This is a genomic window from Arthrobacter sp. I3, from assembly GCF_000520575.1.
In the GTDB taxonomy this organism is placed as follows: Bacteria; Actinomycetota; Actinomycetes; order Actinomycetales; family Micrococcaceae; genus Arthrobacter; species Arthrobacter humicola_A.
In genome coordinates, this window is sequence record NZ_KI914976.1 from 59,980 (window position 1) to 78,390 (window position 18,411).

15 protein-coding genes and 1 pseudogene are annotated in these 18,411 nt (G+C 67.6%); 8 read left to right on the top strand and 8 right to left on the bottom strand.

All coding sequences use genetic code 11. From position 1 onward, the window contains the following. The 6 genes and pseudogenes from Y706_RS27210 to Y706_RS0122350 form a co-directional block, all read right to left on the bottom strand. A pseudogene (locus tag Y706_RS27210) lies at window positions 1-313 on the bottom strand (NAD-dependent DNA ligase LigA); the annotation flags it as partial. A gap of 211 nt (window positions 314-524) precedes the next feature. Continuing rightward, on the bottom strand, window positions 525-1,313 hold the full coding sequence (locus Y706_RS0122330; RefSeq protein WP_028278315.1) for a PP2C family protein-serine/threonine phosphatase: 789 nt from the start codon (window positions 1,311-1,313) through the stop codon (window positions 525-527). 154 nt (window positions 1,314-1,467) lie between these two features. Then, window positions 1,468-2,748 carry an adenylate/guanylate cyclase domain-containing protein gene (locus tag Y706_RS0122335; RefSeq protein WP_028278316.1) on the bottom strand — a complete coding sequence of 427 codons (1,281 nt, stop codon included), beginning with the start codon at window positions 2,746-2,748 and terminating at the stop codon, window positions 1,468-1,470. Further along, complete coding sequence (locus Y706_RS0122340; protein WP_028278317.1) at window positions 2,738-3,358, bottom strand: PH domain-containing protein; 621 nt, start codon at window positions 3,356-3,358, stop codon at window positions 2,738-2,740. Before Y706_RS0122340 ends, Y706_RS0122335 begins: the two co-directional genes overlap by 11 nt. Further along, the gene (locus Y706_RS0122345) at window positions 3,351-4,289 is read right to left on the bottom strand and encodes a biotin--[acetyl-CoA-carboxylase] ligase (protein ID WP_028278318.1); all 939 of its coding nucleotides are present in this window, start codon (window positions 4,287-4,289) and stop codon (window positions 3,351-3,353) included. The genes Y706_RS0122340 and Y706_RS0122345 overlap by 8 nt, the downstream gene beginning before the upstream one ends. 185 nt (window positions 4,290-4,474) lie before the next feature. Then, window positions 4,475-5,365: an SDR family oxidoreductase gene (locus Y706_RS0122350; RefSeq protein ID WP_028278319.1), complete on the bottom strand. Its 891-nt coding sequence runs from the start codon at window positions 5,363-5,365 to the stop codon at window positions 4,475-4,477. A 204-nt stretch (window positions 5,366-5,569) separates the two neighbouring features. Here Y706_RS0122350 and Y706_RS0122355 point away from each other — a divergent pair, with 204 nt between their 5' ends. The 5 genes from Y706_RS0122355 (at window position 5,570) to Y706_RS0122375 (ending at window position 13,011) form a co-directional block, all read left to right on the top strand. Beyond that, window positions 5,570-7,153, top strand: coding sequence for an acyl-CoA carboxylase subunit beta (locus Y706_RS0122355; protein ID WP_028278320.1), 1,584 nt, complete (start codon window positions 5,570-5,572; stop codon window positions 7,151-7,153). 5 nt (window positions 7,154-7,158) lie between these two features. Beyond that, a complete protein-coding gene (locus Y706_RS0122360; protein WP_028278321.1) occupies window positions 7,159-7,404 on the top strand; it encodes an acyl-CoA carboxylase subunit epsilon in 246 nt (81 codons plus the stop codon). A gap of 135 nt (window positions 7,405-7,539) precedes the next feature. After that, a complete protein-coding gene (locus Y706_RS0122365; RefSeq protein WP_028278322.1) occupies window positions 7,540-9,225 on the top strand; it encodes a DUF885 domain-containing protein in 1,686 nt (561 codons plus the stop codon). A gap of 541 nt (window positions 9,226-9,766) precedes the next feature. After that, window positions 9,767-11,323 (top strand): glycoside hydrolase family 71 protein, encoded by a 1,557-nt coding sequence (locus Y706_RS0122370; protein ID WP_162159093.1) that lies wholly within the window; start codon window positions 9,767-9,769, stop codon window positions 11,321-11,323. Window positions 11,324-11,580: 257 nt separating this feature from the next. Continuing rightward, a complete protein-coding gene (locus Y706_RS0122375) occupies window positions 11,581-13,011 on the top strand; it encodes a dicarboxylate/amino acid:cation symporter (protein WP_028278324.1) in 1,431 nt (476 codons plus the stop codon). 103 nt (window positions 13,012-13,114) lie between these two features. On the opposite strand, the gene Y706_RS0122380 is transcribed toward Y706_RS0122375, so the two are convergent. Beyond that, on the bottom strand, window positions 13,115-13,669 hold the full coding sequence (locus tag Y706_RS0122380) for a Clp protease N-terminal domain-containing protein (RefSeq protein WP_028278325.1): 555 nt from the start codon (window positions 13,667-13,669) through the stop codon (window positions 13,115-13,117). 205 nt (window positions 13,670-13,874) lie between these two features. Here Y706_RS0122380 and Y706_RS27215 point away from each other — a divergent pair, with 205 nt between their 5' ends. From Y706_RS27215 to Y706_RS0122395, 3 genes are all read left to right on the top strand, one after another. Further along, window positions 13,875-14,273 (top strand): YbjQ family protein, encoded by a 399-nt coding sequence (locus tag Y706_RS27215; protein ID WP_043437099.1) that lies wholly within the window; start codon window positions 13,875-13,877, stop codon window positions 14,271-14,273. Between the two features lie 73 nt (window positions 14,274-14,346). Then, window positions 14,347-15,048, top strand: a complete 702-nt coding sequence (locus tag Y706_RS0122390) for a TetR/AcrR family transcriptional regulator (protein WP_028278326.1) — start codon at window positions 14,347-14,349, stop codon at window positions 15,046-15,048. A 1-nt stretch (window position 15,049) separates the two neighbouring features. Next, window positions 15,050-17,602, top strand: coding sequence for an MMPL family transporter (locus tag Y706_RS0122395; RefSeq protein WP_028278327.1), 2,553 nt, complete (start codon window positions 15,050-15,052; stop codon window positions 17,600-17,602). A gap of 35 nt (window positions 17,603-17,637) precedes the next feature. On the opposite strand, the gene Y706_RS27220 is transcribed toward Y706_RS0122395, so the two are convergent. Further along, window positions 17,638-18,411: HNH endonuclease (locus Y706_RS27220; RefSeq protein ID WP_162159094.1), on the bottom strand; the 774-nt coding region annotated here is incomplete at its 5' end.

An 18,411-nucleotide genomic window follows, 5' to 3' on the forward strand; every position in this document is an offset into this window, starting at 1 on the left:
CGTTGCCGAGCTTGGCGACGCCCGCCTCGGCCTTGACCATCCAGGCCTCCAGCTCCTCGAGCGAGAAGACATCCTCCAGGCTGTACATGCGCTGCAAATGCTGCACGGCGGCAAACGCCGCTGACACCTCGCCGCCGACTTCCTGCGTGGGCGAATCGTTGGCCACCAGTTCCGGATGCATGGCTTCGAGCGTTTCCAGCCGCCGGTAGAGCTCGTCGAACTCGGCGTCGGAGATGATCGGCGCGTCCTGCTGGTAGTAGGCAAAGCGGTGCTTGCGGACCTGCTCAACAAGGTCTTCATACTCCGCGCGGATGTCCCCGGAGGGGACCTGCTCCCCCGCGGGGCCTTGCGGGTCCGTGACGTGCCCGGGGGCTGCTTCGGCTGCTTCTTCAGTCCCTGCTGCGGTCTCTGCTGCGGTCTTCCCTGTGCTCACAGACCTATCCTGCCCTAGATCCCCGACATTGTCCGGTCCAGGGTCCGGTCTGGGGTCCGCTTCCGAATTTGGACTGACGCTGGCCAGGAGGTCAGGCGGGCTCGTCCACGTTTGCAGTCCGGGCGTCGACCACGATCGCCGTGATGTTGTCCCGGCCGCCGCTGCGCAAGGCCGCCTGGATCAGTTCGCCCACGGCCGCCTGGGGGTCGGCCTCGGCCGCGAGGATGCCGGCGATCTTCTCATCGCTGAGTTCGCCGTTGAGGCCGTCGGAGCAGACCAGCATCCGGTCGCCGTCTTCAAGGGGAACCAGCCAGAAGTCGGCCTCGGAGTCATCCCCGGTTCCCAGCGCCCGGGTCACCACGTGCCTGCGGGGGTACACGGCGGCCTCGGCCTCGGTGATCTGGCCGGTGTCAAGGAGTTCCTGGACTTCGGAATGGTCCACGCTGATCTGTGCGAGCTGGCCATGGCTGTACCGGTAGGTGCGGGAGTCTCCGATGTTGAGGACAAGCCAGTACGGAACGTCCTGTTGCTCCACCAGCACGACGCCGGACAGGGTGGTGCCGGCTCGCGATCCGGTGGCGTGACGGATGCCCGCATCGGCCATGAGCAGGTACTCCTGCAGGATGTCCGCCGTCGCATCCCGGCTGCCGGTCTTGGACTGTGGCAGCTCGGCCAGGGTACGCACGCAGATGCTGCTGGCAACTTCGCCGGCCTCGTGCCCGCCCATGCCATCCGCTACGGCGAAGACGGGGTCCGCGGCAATGAAGGCGTCCTCGTTCGCCTCGCGGCGCAGTCCCCGGTCTGTGCCGTACCCGCAGCGCAGCAGCGGTCCCCGTTTTCCGTCCGACGGCGGGATGGGGGCGTCTGGCGATGCGTTCATGGCGGTCCTCAATACAGTGGTGCGCGGCTTCACTGGTGCGCGGGGGTTGACGGCGTTCACAACCCGGCCGGATCGCAACTGCCGGTCCGACTATTGCATATGCGCCGCTCAGCTGAGAAGCCCGCCACGGCCTACCGCCGGGCTGATCCGGCGTTCAGTCCAGGATCAGGCCCCGGCCGCTGCCGGGCTGCAGCTGCACCGGGTGGATCTCACCGAACCCTCGGACGTCCTCGGCCGGCCGAGGCACCAGGACGAAGCGTTCGTCCTGCTCCAGCGCGGCCGCGGTCATCGAATCCACCAGCACTGTTCCAGGGTCCGCGAGAGCCGTCAGGCGGGCGGCGAGGTTGACGGTTGGTCCGTAGATGTCGCCGAGGCGGGAGAGGATGCGGCCCCACACCATGGCCACGCGTGCCTGGGGCAGGATCTCGTCGTCGGTGAAGGCGCGGGACAGGGCCAGGGAAATCTCGGCGCCGGCCGCCGGAGTCTCGGCAATGTACAGGACTTCGTCGCCGACGGTCTTGACCAGCCGGCCGCCGCCGACCGAGATGATTTCGGCGCACTTGTTCTCGAAGCGCTGCACCAGCTGGGCGAGCGTCTTCTCGTTCATCCGGCGGGAAAGGCTGGTGTAGGAGACAAGGTCAGCGAAGCCAACCGCCCGGGCCAACGGCAGGGGCGCATCGTCCTCGTCGCCTTCGCGGCCCTCTTCGCTGGACTGCAGCCCGGCTTCGGCCCGGACTGCCAGGCGCTGCACACCGGCGTTGAGCTGGCGGCGCCAGGAGTAGGCGAGCATCTCCTCGAGGGGGTCGATCAGGTTCGGCAACTCGCTGACGAGCCGCTTGCGGGCGACGGCATCGGTCACGCCATGTTCCTGGACCATGTCCTCCACGAGGGCCTCGATCTGCCACACCACCATCCGGTCGGTCATCTGGCCGATGGCCCGGGTGATAGAGATTGCGGCTTCCTCGGTGAGCTTGCCGTCGCGCACCAGGTCCACGATGGTGGACAGGGCGGCCTGGTCACGCTCGGTGAAGGCGACATCTTCATCCCCGAGGTTAGGAAAACCCAAGGCGCGCCAAAGTTTCCGGGCAGAGAGCAGCGAGAGCCCTGCTCCGGCAGCAACTTCACGACGCCGAAGCTTGCGTTCTCCGCCCAGCAGCCGCGCTTCCAGGGCCTTGGCGGCGAGCCGTTCAGCGGACATCGTGCCGGTGGGCGGGGCCACGGGTTCAGCTTCGGCGGGTCCGGCGGCTTCGTTGGGTTCGGGTTCGTCGGGTTCGAGTTCGGTTTCGGCGGCGGGTTCGATGAGCGCGCCGGCTTCGCTGCCGAAGGCGGTCCCGGCGTCGCTGTCGGCGGCCGCCGAACCGGCGGCGTCCTCGGGCTCCCGGGGCAAATCCGGGGCAGCGAGATCGATGTCCTGGTGGACGTTCTCAGCGTTCATCTCTTCCACCTTCTCTCGTCTCCCACGGCCAGGCCTCGCCCGGGTTGTAAGTCATGCCATCGGCGTTGTCGGTCATGCCATCGGCGCCGGACGCCTCGCCCTGCGGGAGGTCGTCGATGGCGTCCAGCAGGAAATTACGGAATGTCGCGACCTCCGGGACATCGGGGACCACCGTTCCAAGGGGGTACCCGGTCTCCAAGGATATATTCCCGGAGTGCAATAGGCGCTGCAACAAGGATTGCTCAATGGCCACATGGCGGACGGCGGCGAGGAGGACCTGTTCATCGCGCCGCCGTAACATGCCGTATCGGGCAACTATGCGCTGGCTGGTGAGGATGTAACGGGTGGCGTGCCACGCAATGACCCGCGGGAGGCAATAGCCCAGCAGCACCCACGCCGCCAACGCCAGGCACACGGCGAGGAGCCAGGGCGTCCACTCATTCGGGACGAGGGGGACGAGCCGCGCCGGGCCGCCCTTGACAACCCAGGCGCAGGCATACGCGGCCAAGGCCGGAACAACAATGAACATCAGCGCCGGGACAATGAGCATCCTGGGCTGGGGCCGGGTCACCACAATCACTTGCTCTCCCGGCAGGAGCACTCTACGCATAGCCGCTTTCTGCTCCGCCGCTGCCGGTGCCCTGGCCGCCGGTCCCTGCCGGGTTCCACGGCCTCAGGTGCACGACGTCGCCGGCGGTCACCACATGTTCATGGCCCGCGGCATCGACCACCAGCAGGGAGCCGTATTCGTCCAGGCGCGTGGCGTGGCCAATGATCTCGTGGTCGCCCGGGAGTTGGGCCCGGACCTGCTTGCCGAGGGTTGAGAGGAGGTGCTCCACGCGTTTGTGCAGCGACGGGCCACCGGCCATGCCGGCGGTGGGGTCGCCGTCGGCGTTGCAGAAACTCCGGTACAGGGTGGCGAAGCGGGACAGGTAGCTCTTCAGGAGCTCCGTCCGGTCCACTGTGTCCGGATTCTCCAGCAGCACGGAGGTGGCGGTGGGAACCGGGAGTTCGGGCTCCGTCAGCGTGACGTTCAGGCCGGTGCCGAGGATGACCGGCGGCGCGCCGCCGGCGCCGAGCGGGCCGAGCTGGGCCAGGATGCCGGCGATCTTCCGGCCCCGGACCAGGACGTCGTTGGGCCATTTGAGTTCCGCCGGAAGGCCTGCCGTTTCCGTCAGGGCCTCACGCAGGGCGAGGGCGGCCAGAAGGGAGAGCCAGGAGTACCTGTGGGTCGGCAGCGGCCGGCCGGCCCCGTTGACCGGCAGGAGCACCAGGGAGACAGAGACCGAGCTGCGGGCCGGCGCCTCCCACCGGCGGTCCAGCCGGCCGCGCGCGTCGCTCTGGTACTCGGCGGTCAGCACTGACAGGTCCGGCCACGCGCCGGGATCCTCGGTCACCCCGCGGAGGAGGTCGGCGTTGGTGGAGCCGGTGGACTCGAGAACCGTCAGGCGCGGGATTCCGTTGGCGGACAGGAACGCCTCATCGCTGAGGGCACTCAGGTCCAGGGGCGGACGGTCCGGGGTTTCCTGCGCGGTTTCCATCCTTGAATCCTACCGAGGAAAGCGCACCGGGGCCCCGGCCGTCTGCCTCACATGCCTCCGCCGAAACTCCCCACCTTTGGCCGGAATGTCCGGCGTGTCGGCCGGACACACCGCTAATTCCGGCGCCCGGCCCCCAAATGAGGGGAAATTCCGCGGGGCAGACGGCCGCAAAACACCCAGCAAGTTCAGAGGAAGATGTCCGGGACCAGCTGGGCCTCCGGCACGCCGAGGCTGTACGGGCTGAAGTCCGTCACCCCTGCCGCCGCGAGAACCTGCTCATCGGTATAGAAGTTGCCGCTCCGGCTGCCGTGGGCGGGAACCGCGTTGCCGCCGGTCAGCACGGCGTGGGCGGCGTCGGCCATAATTTCGGGGCTGCGGGCGCCCTTGACGATCATGTCGCCGCCGGGCATGTTGCGGATGGCCGCGGTGTCGATCAAGGTACACGGCCAGAGTGAGTTCACCGCGACGCCGTCGGCCTTGAGTTCCTCGGCCAGCCCCAGCGTGGTCAGGCTCATGCCGTATTTGGCCATGGTGTAGGCCAGGTGGAGGCCGGCCCACTTCGGATCCAGGTTCAGGGGCGGGGAGAGAGTGAGGATGTGCCCGGCCCCGGAGGCGCGCAGGGCCGGCAGCGCCATCTTCGAGAGCAGGAACGTCCCGCGCACGTTGATGTCCTGCATGAGGTCGTAGCGCTTCATGTCCACGTCGTCGGTGGTGGAGAGGTCAATCGCCGACGCATTGTTGATGACGACGTCGATCCCGCCAAAGTGGTCCACGGCGGCGCCGACTGCACCGGCGACGTCGGCGTCGTTGCGCACGTCGCCGACCAGCGGCAGGGCCTGGCCGCCGGCGGCCTCGATCTGTTCGGCGGCGGTATACACGGTGCCCTCCAGCCTGGCGTGGGGCTGACCGGTCTTGGCCATCAGGACAATGTTGGCGCCGTCCCGGGCTGCGCGGAGCGCGATGGCCAGGCCGATGCCACGGCTGCCCCCGGAGATGAGGACAGTGCGGCCCTGGAGGGAACCGGCGGCCTGGTACGGCCCTGCGGCGGTGCCCGAAGCATCGTTGCTTGAAGTCATGCCCACACTCTAGCCGACCAATGTTACTGACGGGTAACAAAGCGGTGAGGGAGTTTCGTGGCGGGAAAATTGTAGGTTCCCTACAGCGGCACCGGCCAATACCGTCACTAGACTTGCCAGCAGAGCCCTGCTTTTGTGGATTCCAGCCAAAGGACCCCACGCGACGGGCGCCGTACAACCTTGCGACAGAGCCGGAGAAACTTGATGAGCCACGATCTGACCACGACTGCGGGAAAGATTGCAGATTTCCGCGACCGCCAGGCCCGTGCCGAACAGCCCTCCGGCCCGGAAGCGATCGCCAAGCAGCACGCGCGCGGCAAGAACACCGCCCGCGAGCGCATCGACCTGTTGCTGGACGCCGGCTCCTTCGTCGAATTCGATGCGCTGGCCGTGCACCGCTCCACCGCGTTCGGCATGGAGAAGAAGAAGCCCCTCGGCGACGGCCTCGTCTCCGGCTACGGCACGGTGGACGGCCGCCCGGTCGCGGTCTACAGCCAGGATTTCTCCGTCTACGGCGGCTCGCTGAGCCAGGTCAACGGCGAAAAGATCGTCAAGGTCCAGGAGTTCGCGCTGCGCAACGGCTGCCCCGTGGTCGGCATCCTCGACGGCGGCGGTGCCCGCATCCAGGAGGGTGTCGCCTCCCTGGCGATGTTCGCGGACATCTTCCGCAACAACGTCCACGCCTCCGGCGTCGTCCCGCAGATCTCCCTCATCATGGGCCCCTCCGCCGGCGGCGCGGCCTACTCCCCCGCCCTGACCGACTATGTGGTCATGGTGGACAAGACCTCGCACATGTTCATCACCGGCCCGGACGTCATCAAGACCGTCACCGGCGAAGACGTGGACATGGAAACCCTCGGCGGCGCCCGGCAGCACAACGCCAACACCGGCACCTCGACTTACCTGGCCTCCGACGAGGCCGACGCCGTCGAGTTCGTCCGCGAACTCCTCGACTTCCTGCCCTCGAACAACCTCGCCGAGGCCCCGGTGCTGGAGCACCAGCAGGAACTGGAGGTCGACGACGACGATCTCGCCCTGGACGCGCTGATCCCGGACTCTGCCAACCAGCCGTACGACATGCGCAAGGTCATCGAGCAAATTGTCGACGACGCCCACTTCCTCGAGATGCAGTCCCTCTATGCCCCGAACGTGATCATCGGCTACGGCCGGGTCGAGGGCCACACGGTGGGCATCGTGGCCAACCAGCCCATGCAGTTCGCCGGCACCCTGGACATTGCGGCCTCGGAAAAGGCCGCACGCTTCGTCCGGCACTGCGATGCCTTCAACATCCCCATCATCACGCTCGTGGACGTGCCGGGCTTCCTGCCAGGCAAGGACCAGGAGTTCCAGGGCATCATCCGCCGCGGCGCCAAGCTGCTATACGCGTACGCCGAGGCCACCGTGCCCAAGCTGACCGTAATCACCCGCAAGGCCTACGGCGGGGCCTACATCGTGATGGGCTCCAAGAAGCTCGGCGCGGACCTCAACCTCGCCTGGCCCACCGCCCAGATCGGCGTCATGGGCGCCCAGGGTGCCGTGAACATCCTGTACCGCCGCGAACTCGCCGCGGTGGCGGAGGACGGCGGCGACGTCGAGGCCAAGCGCGCCGAGGTGATCCGCCAGTACGAGGAAGAGCTGCTCAACCCGTACCAGGCCGCCCAGCTCGGCTACGTGGACGCGGTCATCGCACCGTCCGAGACCCGGATGCAGATCATCAAGGGCCTGCGCGCCCTCCGGGACAAACGGGCAGCCCTGCCCGCCAAGAAGCACGGGAACATCCCGCTGTGAGCCCCATGGCCGAACCCGACGAACCTGCCGACGCGGTAAGCAGCGACGCCGCGCCCGGGATCCTGTTCTCTGTCGCCAAGGGTCAGCCGACGCCGGAAGAGCTGGCGGCGCTGACCGCCGTCGTGCTGTCCCTGGGGCAGACCCAGCAGGCAGCACCGGAAAGCCCCGGCGTCCGGCACTGGGTCCGCCGGCAGCAGCTTCGGCTGGCGCCGAGGCCCGGTCCGCAGGCCTGGCGCCGCAGCCTGGGCTGAGCCGACCCGGTTCAGCGCCCTGGCAGGGCCGGCCCGCAGCCGACATCTGCACGGGAAAGTTGCCAGCGAAAAAGTTCAGTGACTCTTTCATAACCACGGCGGCCGGGCTAGTCTCGTCGGGTGACTACCGAAATCATCGCCTCAGACAACACTGCCCCCGCGCGCCAGCAGACAGCCATTGACGCCGTCGCCGACGCCTACACGGACACCCTGATCCGGCTTAACCCGAGCTTCGCCACCGAACTTGGCCTGCCCGGGCACGAGACGGAGTACCAGGACTTCTCCCCCGCCGGCCACGAGGAATTCGCGGCCGCCGCCCGCGAGGCACTTGCGGCGCTGGACGGGCTGGAGCCGGCTGACGACGTCGACGCCGTCACCCTCGACGCCATGCGCGAGCGGCTGGGCCTGCAGCTGGAAATCCACGAATCGGGCTGGGCCACGGCCGATCTGAACAACATCGCCTCCCCGTCCCAGGACATCCGCGCGATCTTTGACCTCATGCCGACGGATACCGCCGCGCAGTGGGAGCACATCGCAGGCCGGGCCCACAATGTCACCGCCGCAATCGACGGCTACATCGAGTCGTTGCGTTCGGCGATGCAGGACGGCAAAGTGGCCGCGGCCCGCCAGGTTTCGATCGTGATCGAGCAGGCCACCAAGCACGCCGCGGACGACGGCTTCTTCGCCAAGCTCGCCGCCGGCGCCAAGACCGCGGACGGCCCGCTCCTGGCCGAACTGCAGTCCCGGCTCGACACCGGCGCGGCAGCTGCCCGGGTGGCGTACTCCCGGCTCGCAGGTTTCCTCGAGTCCGAGCTCCTGCCAGTCGCCCCGGCCAAGGACGCTGTGGGCCGCACCCGCTACGCCCTGGCCTCCCGGGACTTCCTCGGCGCCACCGTGGACCTGGAGGAAACCTACGCATGGGGCGTCCAGGAACTCGACCGCCTCATCGCCGAACAGGAACGGGTGGCAGGCGAAATCCGGCCCGGCGCCACGGTCGAGGAAGCCAAAGAGATCCTCAACAACGATCCCGCCCGCCAGCTCAAGGGCACCGACGCCCTCCAGGCCTGGATGCAGGAACTGTCCGACAAAGCCGTCGCGGAGCTCGCCGGCGTCCACTTCGAGATCCCGGACGTCATGAAAACGCTGGAGTGCCGGATCGCGCCCACCGATGAAGGCGGCATCTACTACACCGGACCCTCGGAGGACTTCAGCCGCCCGGGCCGCATGTGGTGGTCCGTGCCGGCCGGTGAAGACACCTTCACCACGTGGGCCGAAACAACCACCGTGTACCACGAGGGCGTGCCCGGCCACCACCTTCAGGTCGCCACCGCCACCTACCGCCGGGAGCTGCTGAACAAGTGGCGCCGCAGTGTGTGCTGGACCTCGGGCCATGGCGAAGGCTGGGCACTCTACGCGGAGAAGCTCATGCAGGAGCTCGGCTACCTCAATGATCCGGGCGACCACATGGGCATGCTGGACATGCAGCGCATGCGTGCGGCCCGCGTGGTGTTCGACATCGGCGTGCACCTGGAACTCGAAGTCCCCGAGCGCTGGGGCAGCGGCATCTGGACCTCGGAGAAGGGCTTTGACTTCCTCCGCGCCAATCTGCCGATCAGCGAGGGGCAGCTGAAGTTCGAGTTCACCCGCTACCTGGGCTGGCCGGGACAGGCCCCGTCCTACAAGGTGGGCCAGCGGCTCTGGGAGCAGATCCGGGAAGAGCTGGAATCCCGCCCCGGCTTCGACCTCAAGGCCTTCCACACGAAGGCCCTGAACATCGGCTCGGTGGGCCTGGACACCCTCAAGCGCGCGCTCCTGGGGTAATCCGGGTTTCGGGGGCTGACCTGCACGGTCAGTGGCCAGACGGCCGGTTGGGCGACTATTCGCGGGGCGAAGTCGCCGCAGCCGGCCGTTCGTCTGTCCCGGGCAAATGGACCTTGGCCCGATAGTCGACTATTCTCTGGGGGACACATTTCTGGGCTTTTGAACGCCCGGGTCGGCGGCTGGGGCTGCGACTCAAGTGTCCGGTGTACCTTTGCCCTCCAGCAGGGCGCCGGTCATGCAAGTACCTCCGCAACTGCGGCATGGTCTTGCTGACTGTCAGTATGCGCGCGTCGTCCCTGCAGCAATTACACGGGACAACGCCTATGAACCAGGCGCATGCATAGAGGTACCAGCACCTTGGTCTCCGGTGCGAGCTATTGACAATAGAATCCCGCGTGAACGAATAGCGCCAGCATCCCGGCGCTCCGCGAAGGAGCGCAGAGGAAAAGCCAGGCGCTGGGCTTCTGCCGGAACCTCGTTGAGGCATCCTGCAGCGGCTGACGATTGCCGGGCATACACAAGACCCCATATTGGAGCCCTTATGAGGAATATCGCCTCATTCCTAAGTCCACCGACCAATGACGCCGCGAAAGCGCGGACGCGGATCCGGAAGCGCACAGCGGCATCCGTGGTTGCGGCGGCCGTCGTCGTGGCTGCGGCCACGATTAGCGCCCCGGCACCCCTGAACGCCGCGACGCCGACTGCCACGCCCACCGCTACGACGACGGCGTGCAATCCGCTGCCTTTCAACCTTCCGGCGCCCGCGAACCGGCACACCTCGGTGAAGAAGGCGTGGGCCTACTACTTCCCGCCGTTCCCGCTCGCAGTCGACAGCCCCGACCCCACCCGCGACGTCTACCCGCGCTGGATGGATACCCACAACTCCCTCAACGGCGCGTACGACCTCCGGGACCGTCCGGCTGATCCCCAGCGTGCAACCCAGACCAACTGGCGGCAGGCTGATTTCGAGAAGGAGGTCCGGCAGGCAGTCGGGGCGGGCCTGGACGGATTCATCTGGGAGTACAACAGCTCCACCGATATCCGCTGGCAGCAGCTGCCGGCCATGCTCGCCGCCGCCAAGGCGGTGGACCCGGGCTTCAAGATCATGCTCAGCCCGGACTTCAACACGGCCGCCGGCTCCACCTCTGACAGCGTTTACAACAACGTCATGAAGGTGAAGGACGACCCGTCCATCTACAGGAACAATGCCGGCATTGTGCTGGCCCCGTTCTTCCCGGAGCGCAAGACTCCCTCGTGGTGGGACGGGCTCCGGAGCCGCCTCGCCTCCTCCGGCGTCAAATCCAACCTCGTACCCATCTTCATTTCGTGGGGCGGAGGAACCCAAAAGACGGACTGGAACAATTCGGTGTCCGGGTATTCGCAATGGGGCACCCGCACCGCCAGCGGCGTTCCGACCCTCGCCAAGGAAAGCGCTGAAGCCCACCGCCGCGGCAAGACCTACATGCAGCCCGTGGCGTTCGAGGATTCACGGTCCTACGACGGGCGGTACTGGGAGTCGTCCAACAGCTCCACCCTGCGCGATTCCCTGGCCTCGGCGGTCACGAGCAACGCCGACTCCATTGCGCTCATCGCCTGGAACGACTACACCGAGTCCTGGGTGGCACCTTCCAAGGACCGCGGCTATGCCGTGCTGGACATGGCTGCCTATTACATTTCCTGGTTCAAGAACGGGGTCAAGCCCGCGATCACCCAGGATGCCTTGTACTGGAGCCACCGCTCGCACCCCACGAACGCTCCGTATTCGATGACCCCCATCGGTCGCAACGGCAAACCCACGCCGATGTACATCCCGAACGGTGACGCGGCGAAGAACGAAGTAGAACTCGTGGCCGTGCTGAAGACTCCGGGGCGCCTGACCATCACCCAGGGCAGCAACGTCAAGACCATGGACGCCCCCGCCGGGCTGACTTCCTTCAAGGTTCCGCTCGTGGCCGGGACCACACCGTCCTTCAAGCTCGCACGCAGCGGAGCGCCGGTCCAGACAGTCACCAGCAACACCCCGGTGCGCTCCTCCGTGGCGTACCAGGACATGATTTACCACGCAGGCGGCGGCGTCGCAGGCACCTGCGCACGCTAGGCCCTCCCTGCCCGGGATGGCAGTTCGCGGCAGTGTTTCTCCAGAGCATTGCCGCGAACCGTCATCTCGCGCCTCACAGGGCGGCCCGGGCCGCCCGGCGACGAGACAATCGCCACACCGCTCGCCGGAATAACTTCACAAAAGCCCCTGCCGGCGCGGCAATCCCGGGCATTCCGCGGCGCGGGGCCACCTTTGGCGCCGTAACATTTCTCAACATCCGTTCGTCATGCTATTGGCAACGGTCCTAGCGTGTTCCGGTGACCACTCAGACAAGCACCCCCGCACCCGCTGGAGAGACCGGGTTCCAGCTGCCCAAATGGGCCGGCTCGTTCGGCTTCCAGATCATTGCCGCCCTGATCGTCGGCCTGGGCCTTGGCCTGCTGGCCAAGTACACCGGCAGCACCAAGGCCAACCCCAACGCCCTAGGCACCACGCTGCAGACCATCGGCTCGAGCTACGTCTCGCTGCTGCAGACCGCCGTGGTCCCCCTGATCTTCACCGCCGTCGTCAGCTCAATCTCCAACCTGCGCGCCGTTTCCAACGCCGCCCGGCTGGCCTGGAACACGCTGCTCTGGTTCGCGATCACCTCGCTGATCGCCGTGCTGATCGGCATCGGCCTGGGCGTGCTGCTGCAGCCCGGCGCCGGAACCGGCATCAGCCAGGAAGCGAAGTACGCCGGCAAGTCCGGTGACTGGTGGGCCTTCCTGACCGGGCTGTTCCCGAAGAACTTCCTGGGCCTCGGCGCGACCACCACCGTCACTGACGGCGTCGCCACCACCGCCGTGAGCTTCAACGTCCTCCAGATCCTGGTAATCGCGATCGCCGTCGGCATCGCCGCGCTGAAAGTGGGCAAGGCGGCCGAACCGTTCCTGGCCCTGAACGCCTCCGCCCTCGCCGTCATCCAGAAGGTCCTCTGGTGGATCATCCGGATCGCGCCGCTGGGCACGATCGGCCTGATCGGCAACGCCGTGGCCGTCTACGGCTGGGACACCATCGGCTCGCTCGGCAAGTTCACCGTGGCGATCTACATCGGCCTCGCGCTCGTGCTGTTCGTGGTCTACCCCGTGCTGATCCGCAGCCACGGACTGTCCATCAAGCAGTACTACTCCGGCGTGTGGCCGGCTGTGCAGCTGGCCTTCGTCTCCCGCTCCTCGATCGGCACCCTGCCGCTGACCCAGCGCGTGACCGAACGGAGCCTGGGTGTCCCCCGCGCCTACGCCTCCTTCGCCGTCCCACTCGGCGCGACCACCAAGATGGACGGCTGCGCAGCGATCTACCCGGCCGTGGCGGCGATTTTCGTGGCCCAGTTCTTCGGCATCCAGCTCGACTTCACCCAGTACCTGCTGATCGCATTGGTGTCGGTCCTCGGCTCGGCCGCGACCGCCGGCACCACGGGCGCCGTCGTGATGCTGACGCTGACGCTCTCCACGCTGGGACTGCCGCTGGCCGGCGTCGGTCTGCTGCTGGCCATCGACCCGATCCTGGACATGGGACGCACCGCCGTCAACGTGGCCGGGCAGGCATTGATCCCGGCGATCGTGGCCAAGCGCCAGGGCATCCTGGACGAAAGGCTGTACAACGCGCCGCGGAACGGCGATCCGTTTAGCGACGACGTCGATGGCACCTCCGCCGCGGCCACTCCCGCGGCAGGACGGAACGAGCGGGAACTGGCTGACGCCAGGGCGTAACGACAGAACGAGTGTTCACCAGAGAAGTCCCCGGGAATTCCCGGGGACTTCTCTGGTTTACCGGCTTCGGCTTTAACCGGCCTCGGCCCGAGTCTGCCCGGGCCTAGTGTCCGCCGATCACACCCTTTTCGGCGGCCTTGGTAACTGCGTCCGCTTCTGCCTGGGTCAGGGTGCCGTCTTTGACGGCCTGGTCCAGCCGGGGCTTCAGTGCCGCGGCGTGATTGGCCTGTTCCGCGGTACGCAATTCCTCCAGGGCAGCGGTGACCTTGGCTTCATCTATGCCGAGCGACTTCGCCAGGGAAGCGGCCAGGGCCTTCTCCATTGCGGCGCGGTCCGGCTTCTGCCCTGGGGTCGGCGGGCTGGCCGGCCTGTTGGCTTCGCGGAAAGTCTTCAGGGCATCGGTGACCTTCGCCTCGTCGACGCCGAGCTTGGCGGCGAGTTCTTTGGCGCGGTCGCCGAACTCCGCACCGCCGTGGCCGCGGTGTCCACCGCGCATGCCGTAGCCGTCGGCGAAGTTGTTCCCGGGAGCACTCGAACTGGGTGTCGGGGTGGGCGTCGGCGTCGTAGTGGCGGAGGCCATCCCGGCGACCCCGAGCCCTGCGCCCAGTGCCACGGCCGCCGCCCCGAGGCCGAGTGCGATTTTCGTTGTGCGTGACATCTGCTGTCTCCTGGATCTGCCGCGCGGTGACGGCGCTTGAAGCTGATGGTTCGTCCGGGGAAGGCTGCTCCACGAGCATCTCCAGTCTGCACCTGCCCCAGCAGAGATAGCTGTTTCCCAGCTTTCACTTTCCTGTGAATCCAGCAGAGACGCCCAGAGGGCAAAAAGTGGGCAAAATGGCGGCGGAGGTGGATAGGCTCTGGGCATGCTGATCGTCACTTCGAATGACATCCCAGGCCACCGGATCGACGCCGTCTTCGGCGAAGTCATGGGCCTGACCGTCCGCTCCCGGGACATCACGGCCCAGCTCATGGCCGGCTTTCGTTCCCTGGGCGGCGGCGAGGTGCTGGAAATGACGCGGGCCCTCTACGACAGCCGGCAGGATGTCATGGCCCGGATGGTGGCCGAGGCCGAGCAGCGCGGCGCCAACGCCATCGTTGCCATGCGCTTCGATACCTCGGCGATCGGGCAGAACTGGACGGAGATCTGCGCCTACGGCACAGCCGTTTTTGCCATTCCGCTCTCGCAGAATGAGCCCGGGGCAACGGGCCAGTCGATCTACCTGACCAATTCCGGCGACGCGGCAGCCCAGCTCAAGCCTTGAGCGCCGACCCTGCCAGCCCCACCACCCTGGAAAATACTTGCCCAGAGTGCAAACATGCACGTAGTGTAAGCGCGTGTCCCCATCGCCCTTCCCCTCCGCCGCCCATGCCGCAGCATCCGGCAACCCCGGTGTCCCCTCGCGCCGCGAACTGAACAAGGCCGCTACCCGGCAGGCCATCACGGACGCCGCCATGGACCTGCTCCGCACGCGGGGACCCGGAAACTTCACGGTGGAGGACATCGCCGACGCCGCCGGGATCTCCCGCCGCACGTTCTTCAACTACTTCGGCAGCACCGAAGCGGCGCTCGCCTCGGTGACGTTCGGCTTCCTAGACACGGCACTTCAGCAGTTCCGGCTCCGCCCGGCAGGCGAGCCCATCCTGGAATCGGCCCGCGCAGCCCTCGTTGAACTGGCCGATCCCATGACCGTCGCACCGGTGGCCGAGCTCTACAGCCTGGGCCAGACCAACCCCCAGCTCAGCCGCTCCGAGCTGGAAGCCTGGGACCACTGCACCGAACAGATCATCGACGCCGCCCGCGAACGCTTTGCGCTGACGGCGGCCGGCGACGTCGACGAGCTCTACCTCCGCGCCCTCGCCGGCTCCGTCATCTCGTGCGGAAAAGCCGCCATGGATGTCTGGTTCGCCCGCTGCGGCGGCGACCTGACCCCCGAGTCCCTGTCCGTCCTGCGCCAGCTCCTGATCGATTCCATGGGCCTCCTCGGCTCCGGATTCGCGTCCCACTCCCCCGCCACCCCTTCCCCAGATCGGCACTGACATGGCCCTGTTGCTCTACCGTCTCGGCAAGTTCTCCTACCGCCACCGCTGGCTCGTCATCTCCCTCTGGCTCGCCGTCCTGGTGGCCGTCGGCGGCGCGGCTGCGGCCTTCCACGGCACCATGTCCAACAACTTCCAGATCCCCGGCACTGAAACCCAGCAGATGGCGGACAAGCTGAAGCAGGAGCTGCCCAAGTCCTCCGGCGGCTCGGCCGGCATCGTGTTCGAGTCGCAGAACGGCCATTTCACGCAGGCCGGCAAGGATGCGGTCTCGGCTGCGCTGACCAAGCTGAAAGCCCTCCCCGATGTTCAGGGCACCGTGGACCCGTTCGCCACCCAGGCCCAGCTGGACAAGGCCGTCACGGACCTTGCCGCCGGCGAGCAGCAGGCATCCGCAGGACAGGCGCAGCTGGATGCGTCGGCCGCCCGGCTGGCCGCCGGCAAGGCCCAGCTGGCCGCCGCCGAGCAGCAGATGACCGCGGCCGGCATGTCCGCCGAGGCCATCGACGCCCAGCTTGGCCAGCAGAAGGCTGCCCTCGCCGCGGGCCAGGAGAAGCTCGACGCCGGGACCAAGGAACTCGAGGCCGGCGCGGCCAAGCTCGCCCTGGCCAAACGCCAGCTCGAGGCCTCGCAGGGCATGCGATTCGTGTCCGAGGACGGCACCGCGGCAATCGCCCAGGTCCAGTTCAAGACCTCGATCAACGGGCTGGCCCCCGCCGTGCGCCAGCAGGTCCAGGACATCGCCCACGAAGTCTCCTCTGCCGGCGTGACCGCCCTGGCCAGCAAGGAAATCACGGAGGACGTCTCCGAGCTGTTCGGCATCTCGGAGATCCTCGGCATCGCCATCGCGGCGCTGGTGCTCATCGTCATGCTGGGAACCCTGATCGCCGCCGGCCTCCCCCTGCTGATGGCCCTGGTCGGTGTGGCAGTGGGCGTCGGCGGCACCTTCGCCCTCAGCGGCGCCGTCGACATGAGTTCCATCTCCCCGATGCTGGCGCTCATGCTGGGCCTCGCCGTAGGCATAGATTACTCGCTGTTTATCGTCAACCGGCACCGCGGCCAGCTCCTGGCCGGCATGGACGGCGAGGAATCCGTCGCCCTCGCCACCGGCACCTCCGGCAACGCGGTGCTGTTCGCGGGCCTGACCGTCATCATCGCCCTGGCGGCCCTCGTGATTCCGGGCCTTCCCTTCCTGGCCGTGATGGGCCTGTCCGCCGCCGCAACGGTGGCAGTCGCCGTCGTCGTCGCCCTGACCCTCACCCCTGCCATGCTGTCCCTGATCGGGCCCAGACTCATTTCCCGCCGCGTCTGGGCCAAGGCGGAGAAGCACAATGCCGCCCCCGGCCACGAGAGCGCGGACCGTGCCCGCGACGAACGCCGCAGCAAACAGGGCTGGGGCGGACTCGTCACCCGACACCCGGTCCTGGCACTGCTGGCCGGCGTCCTGCTGCTGGGCATCGTGGCGCTGCCGGCCAGCCAGTTGCGGCTCGCGCTGCCCGACGGCGGGTCCGAGCCCGTGGAGTCGCAGGCGTTCAAGGCCTATGACGTCACCGGCCGCAGCTTCGGCGAAGGCATGACAGGCCCGATCGTGGTGGTGGGCGACTTCCCGGCCGGCCTGAGCGCGGAGGAAGCTACAGCCAAGCAGCTCGACGTCGCCGACATCCTCCGCGGCACCGGCAACGTCACGGCCGCCATTCCGGTGGCACTGAGCGAGGACCGCCGCACCGCGGTGTTCCAGGTCATCCCCCGGGAGGGCCCGGCCAGCGCTAGCACTGTCCAGGTGGTCTCCGAGCTGCGCGCCGAAAAGGACCGCATCAAGGATTCCACCGGGGTCAGCATCGGCCTCACGGGGCAGACTGCCGGCAACGTCGACGTCTCCGCCAAACTCGGCGATGCCCTGCCCCCTTACCTGGCCATCGTCGTCGGGCTGTCCCTGATCCTGCTGTTGCTCGTATTCCGCTCTATCGTGGTGCCGCTGCTGGCCACGGGTGGTTTCCTGCTCTCGCTCGCGGCCGCCTTCGGAGCCGTCGTCGCGGTCTACCAGTGGGGCTGGCTGGGAACGGTGTTCGGCCTCGAAAACCCGGGCGCCGTGCTGAGCTTCCTGCCAATCATCCTGATCGGCGTCCTGTTCGGGCTGGCCATGGACTACCAGGTGTTCATCACCTCGGGCATGCGTGAGTCCTTCATGCACGGCGAATCGGCCAGGCATGCGGTCCGCACCGGCTTCAGCCATGCCGCGTCCGTGGTCACCGCCGCCGCCATCATCATGGTCAGCGTGTTCGCCGGCTTCATCTTCTCGCACCTGAATATGGTCCGGCCGCTGGGCTTCGCAATGGCCTTCGGTGTCCTGGTGGACGCGTTCGTGGTCCGTATGACAATCGTTCCGGCCGTGATGTACCTGCTCGGCGACAAGGCGTGGTGGCTGCCCCGCTGGCTGGACCGGATCCTGCCGGACGTCGACGTCGAGGGCGCCAAGCTCCGGCCCGCGGCTTCGGCCTCGGCCTCAGCCTCGGCCGACAGCGAGCCCGAGCCGGAGGAGATCCGCGCGCGCTAAAGCCCGCCGACGAGTTGCCCTAAAGCCGAGTTGCCCTAAAGCCGCCCGCTGATCGTTTCGATCGGCGGGCGACTTTTTCGTGCATGCAGCTCGGGAAGGCTTGTGGCCCGTTCGCCGCTCAGGCCGCCAGTGAGCCCTGAGGGCCGCATACGCTTGAGCGTCTTCGCGCGGTGGCGCTCATCACGGCGCCGGCGGCGGGAATCCACGCTCGCTTGGCCGGCAGGCGATCCGGGCAGGGGCGGCGCCGTGGAACGGTACGTGTGGCCGGTCGGGGTGGTGAGTTCGATGGTGTGCCTCGCGCCGATGCTCGAGGCGGATCCGGGGCTGGGGCGTGCTTTCCAGCCGGGGGTTTCTTTGGTGTGGTTGCAGGCTTCGCAGAGGCCGGCACCATTGGTGCTGGTTGTTGAGCCGCCGGTGTGCCAGGGAATGATGTGGTCCAGGTGGCGGATGGGTGCGTCGCAATAGGGGGTGCGGCAGGTGTCGTCGCGGGTTTGGATGAAGCGTCGGTGCCCGGGCGGGAAGAGCCGGGCCCGGGAGTCCATCCCCACAAGCTCGCCGGTGCCGGGGTGGGTGTAGAGCCGCCGGAGCCAGGTCTTGAAGTCCCGGTCCTTGGCGTTCGTCCCGGCGCCGATGCGTTCCCGGGCCCAGCCGGCGGGGACGGTGCCGTAGCCGGGGAGCCGGGCGGGTTCGGCGTCTCCCTGGAAGAGGGTGCGGTCGGTGATGACGAGCTGGATCTCTACCCCGCTGATCCCGCCGGGGGTGCCGGTGGTGCGTTCGACCAGCGCATCGGCCATCAGCTGCCCGCGGCC

What these genes read in the sequence shown, in the direction of transcription:
- Y706_RS0122330 (WP_028278315.1), bottom strand. Translation starts at nt 1,313, where the DNA reads ATGAACGCATCGCCAGACGCCCCCATCCCGCCGTCGGACGGAAAACGG.
- Y706_RS0122335 (WP_028278316.1), bottom strand. Translation starts at nt 2,748, where the DNA reads ATGAACGCTGAGAACGTCCACCAGGACATCGATCTCGCTGCCCCGGAT.
- Y706_RS0122340 (WP_028278317.1), bottom strand. Translation starts at nt 3,358, where the DNA reads ATGCGTAGAGTGCTCCTGCCGGGAGAGCAAGTGATTGTGGTGACCCGG.
- Y706_RS0122345 (WP_028278318.1), bottom strand. Translation starts at nt 4,289, where the DNA reads ATGGAAACCGCGCAGGAAACCCCGGACCGTCCGCCCCTGGACCTGAGT.
- Y706_RS0122350 (WP_028278319.1), bottom strand. Translation starts at nt 5,365, where the DNA reads ATGACTTCAAGCAACGATGCTTCGGGCACCGCCGCAGGGCCGTACCAG.
- Y706_RS0122355 (WP_028278320.1), top strand. Translation starts at nt 5,570, where the DNA reads ATGAGCCACGATCTGACCACGACTGCGGGAAAGATTGCAGATTTCCGC.
- Y706_RS0122360 (WP_028278321.1), top strand. Translation starts at nt 7,159, where the DNA reads ATGGCCGAACCCGACGAACCTGCCGACGCGGTAAGCAGCGACGCCGCG.
- Y706_RS0122370 (WP_162159093.1), top strand. Translation starts at nt 9,767, where the DNA reads ATGAGGAATATCGCCTCATTCCTAAGTCCACCGACCAATGACGCCGCG.
- Y706_RS0122380 (WP_028278325.1), bottom strand. Translation starts at nt 13,669, where the DNA reads ATGTCACGCACAACGAAAATCGCACTCGGCCTCGGGGCGGCGGCCGTG.
- Y706_RS27215 (WP_043437099.1), top strand. Translation starts at nt 13,875, where the DNA reads ATGCTGATCGTCACTTCGAATGACATCCCAGGCCACCGGATCGACGCC.
- Y706_RS0122395 (WP_028278327.1), top strand. Translation starts at nt 15,050, where the DNA reads ATGGCCCTGTTGCTCTACCGTCTCGGCAAGTTCTCCTACCGCCACCGC.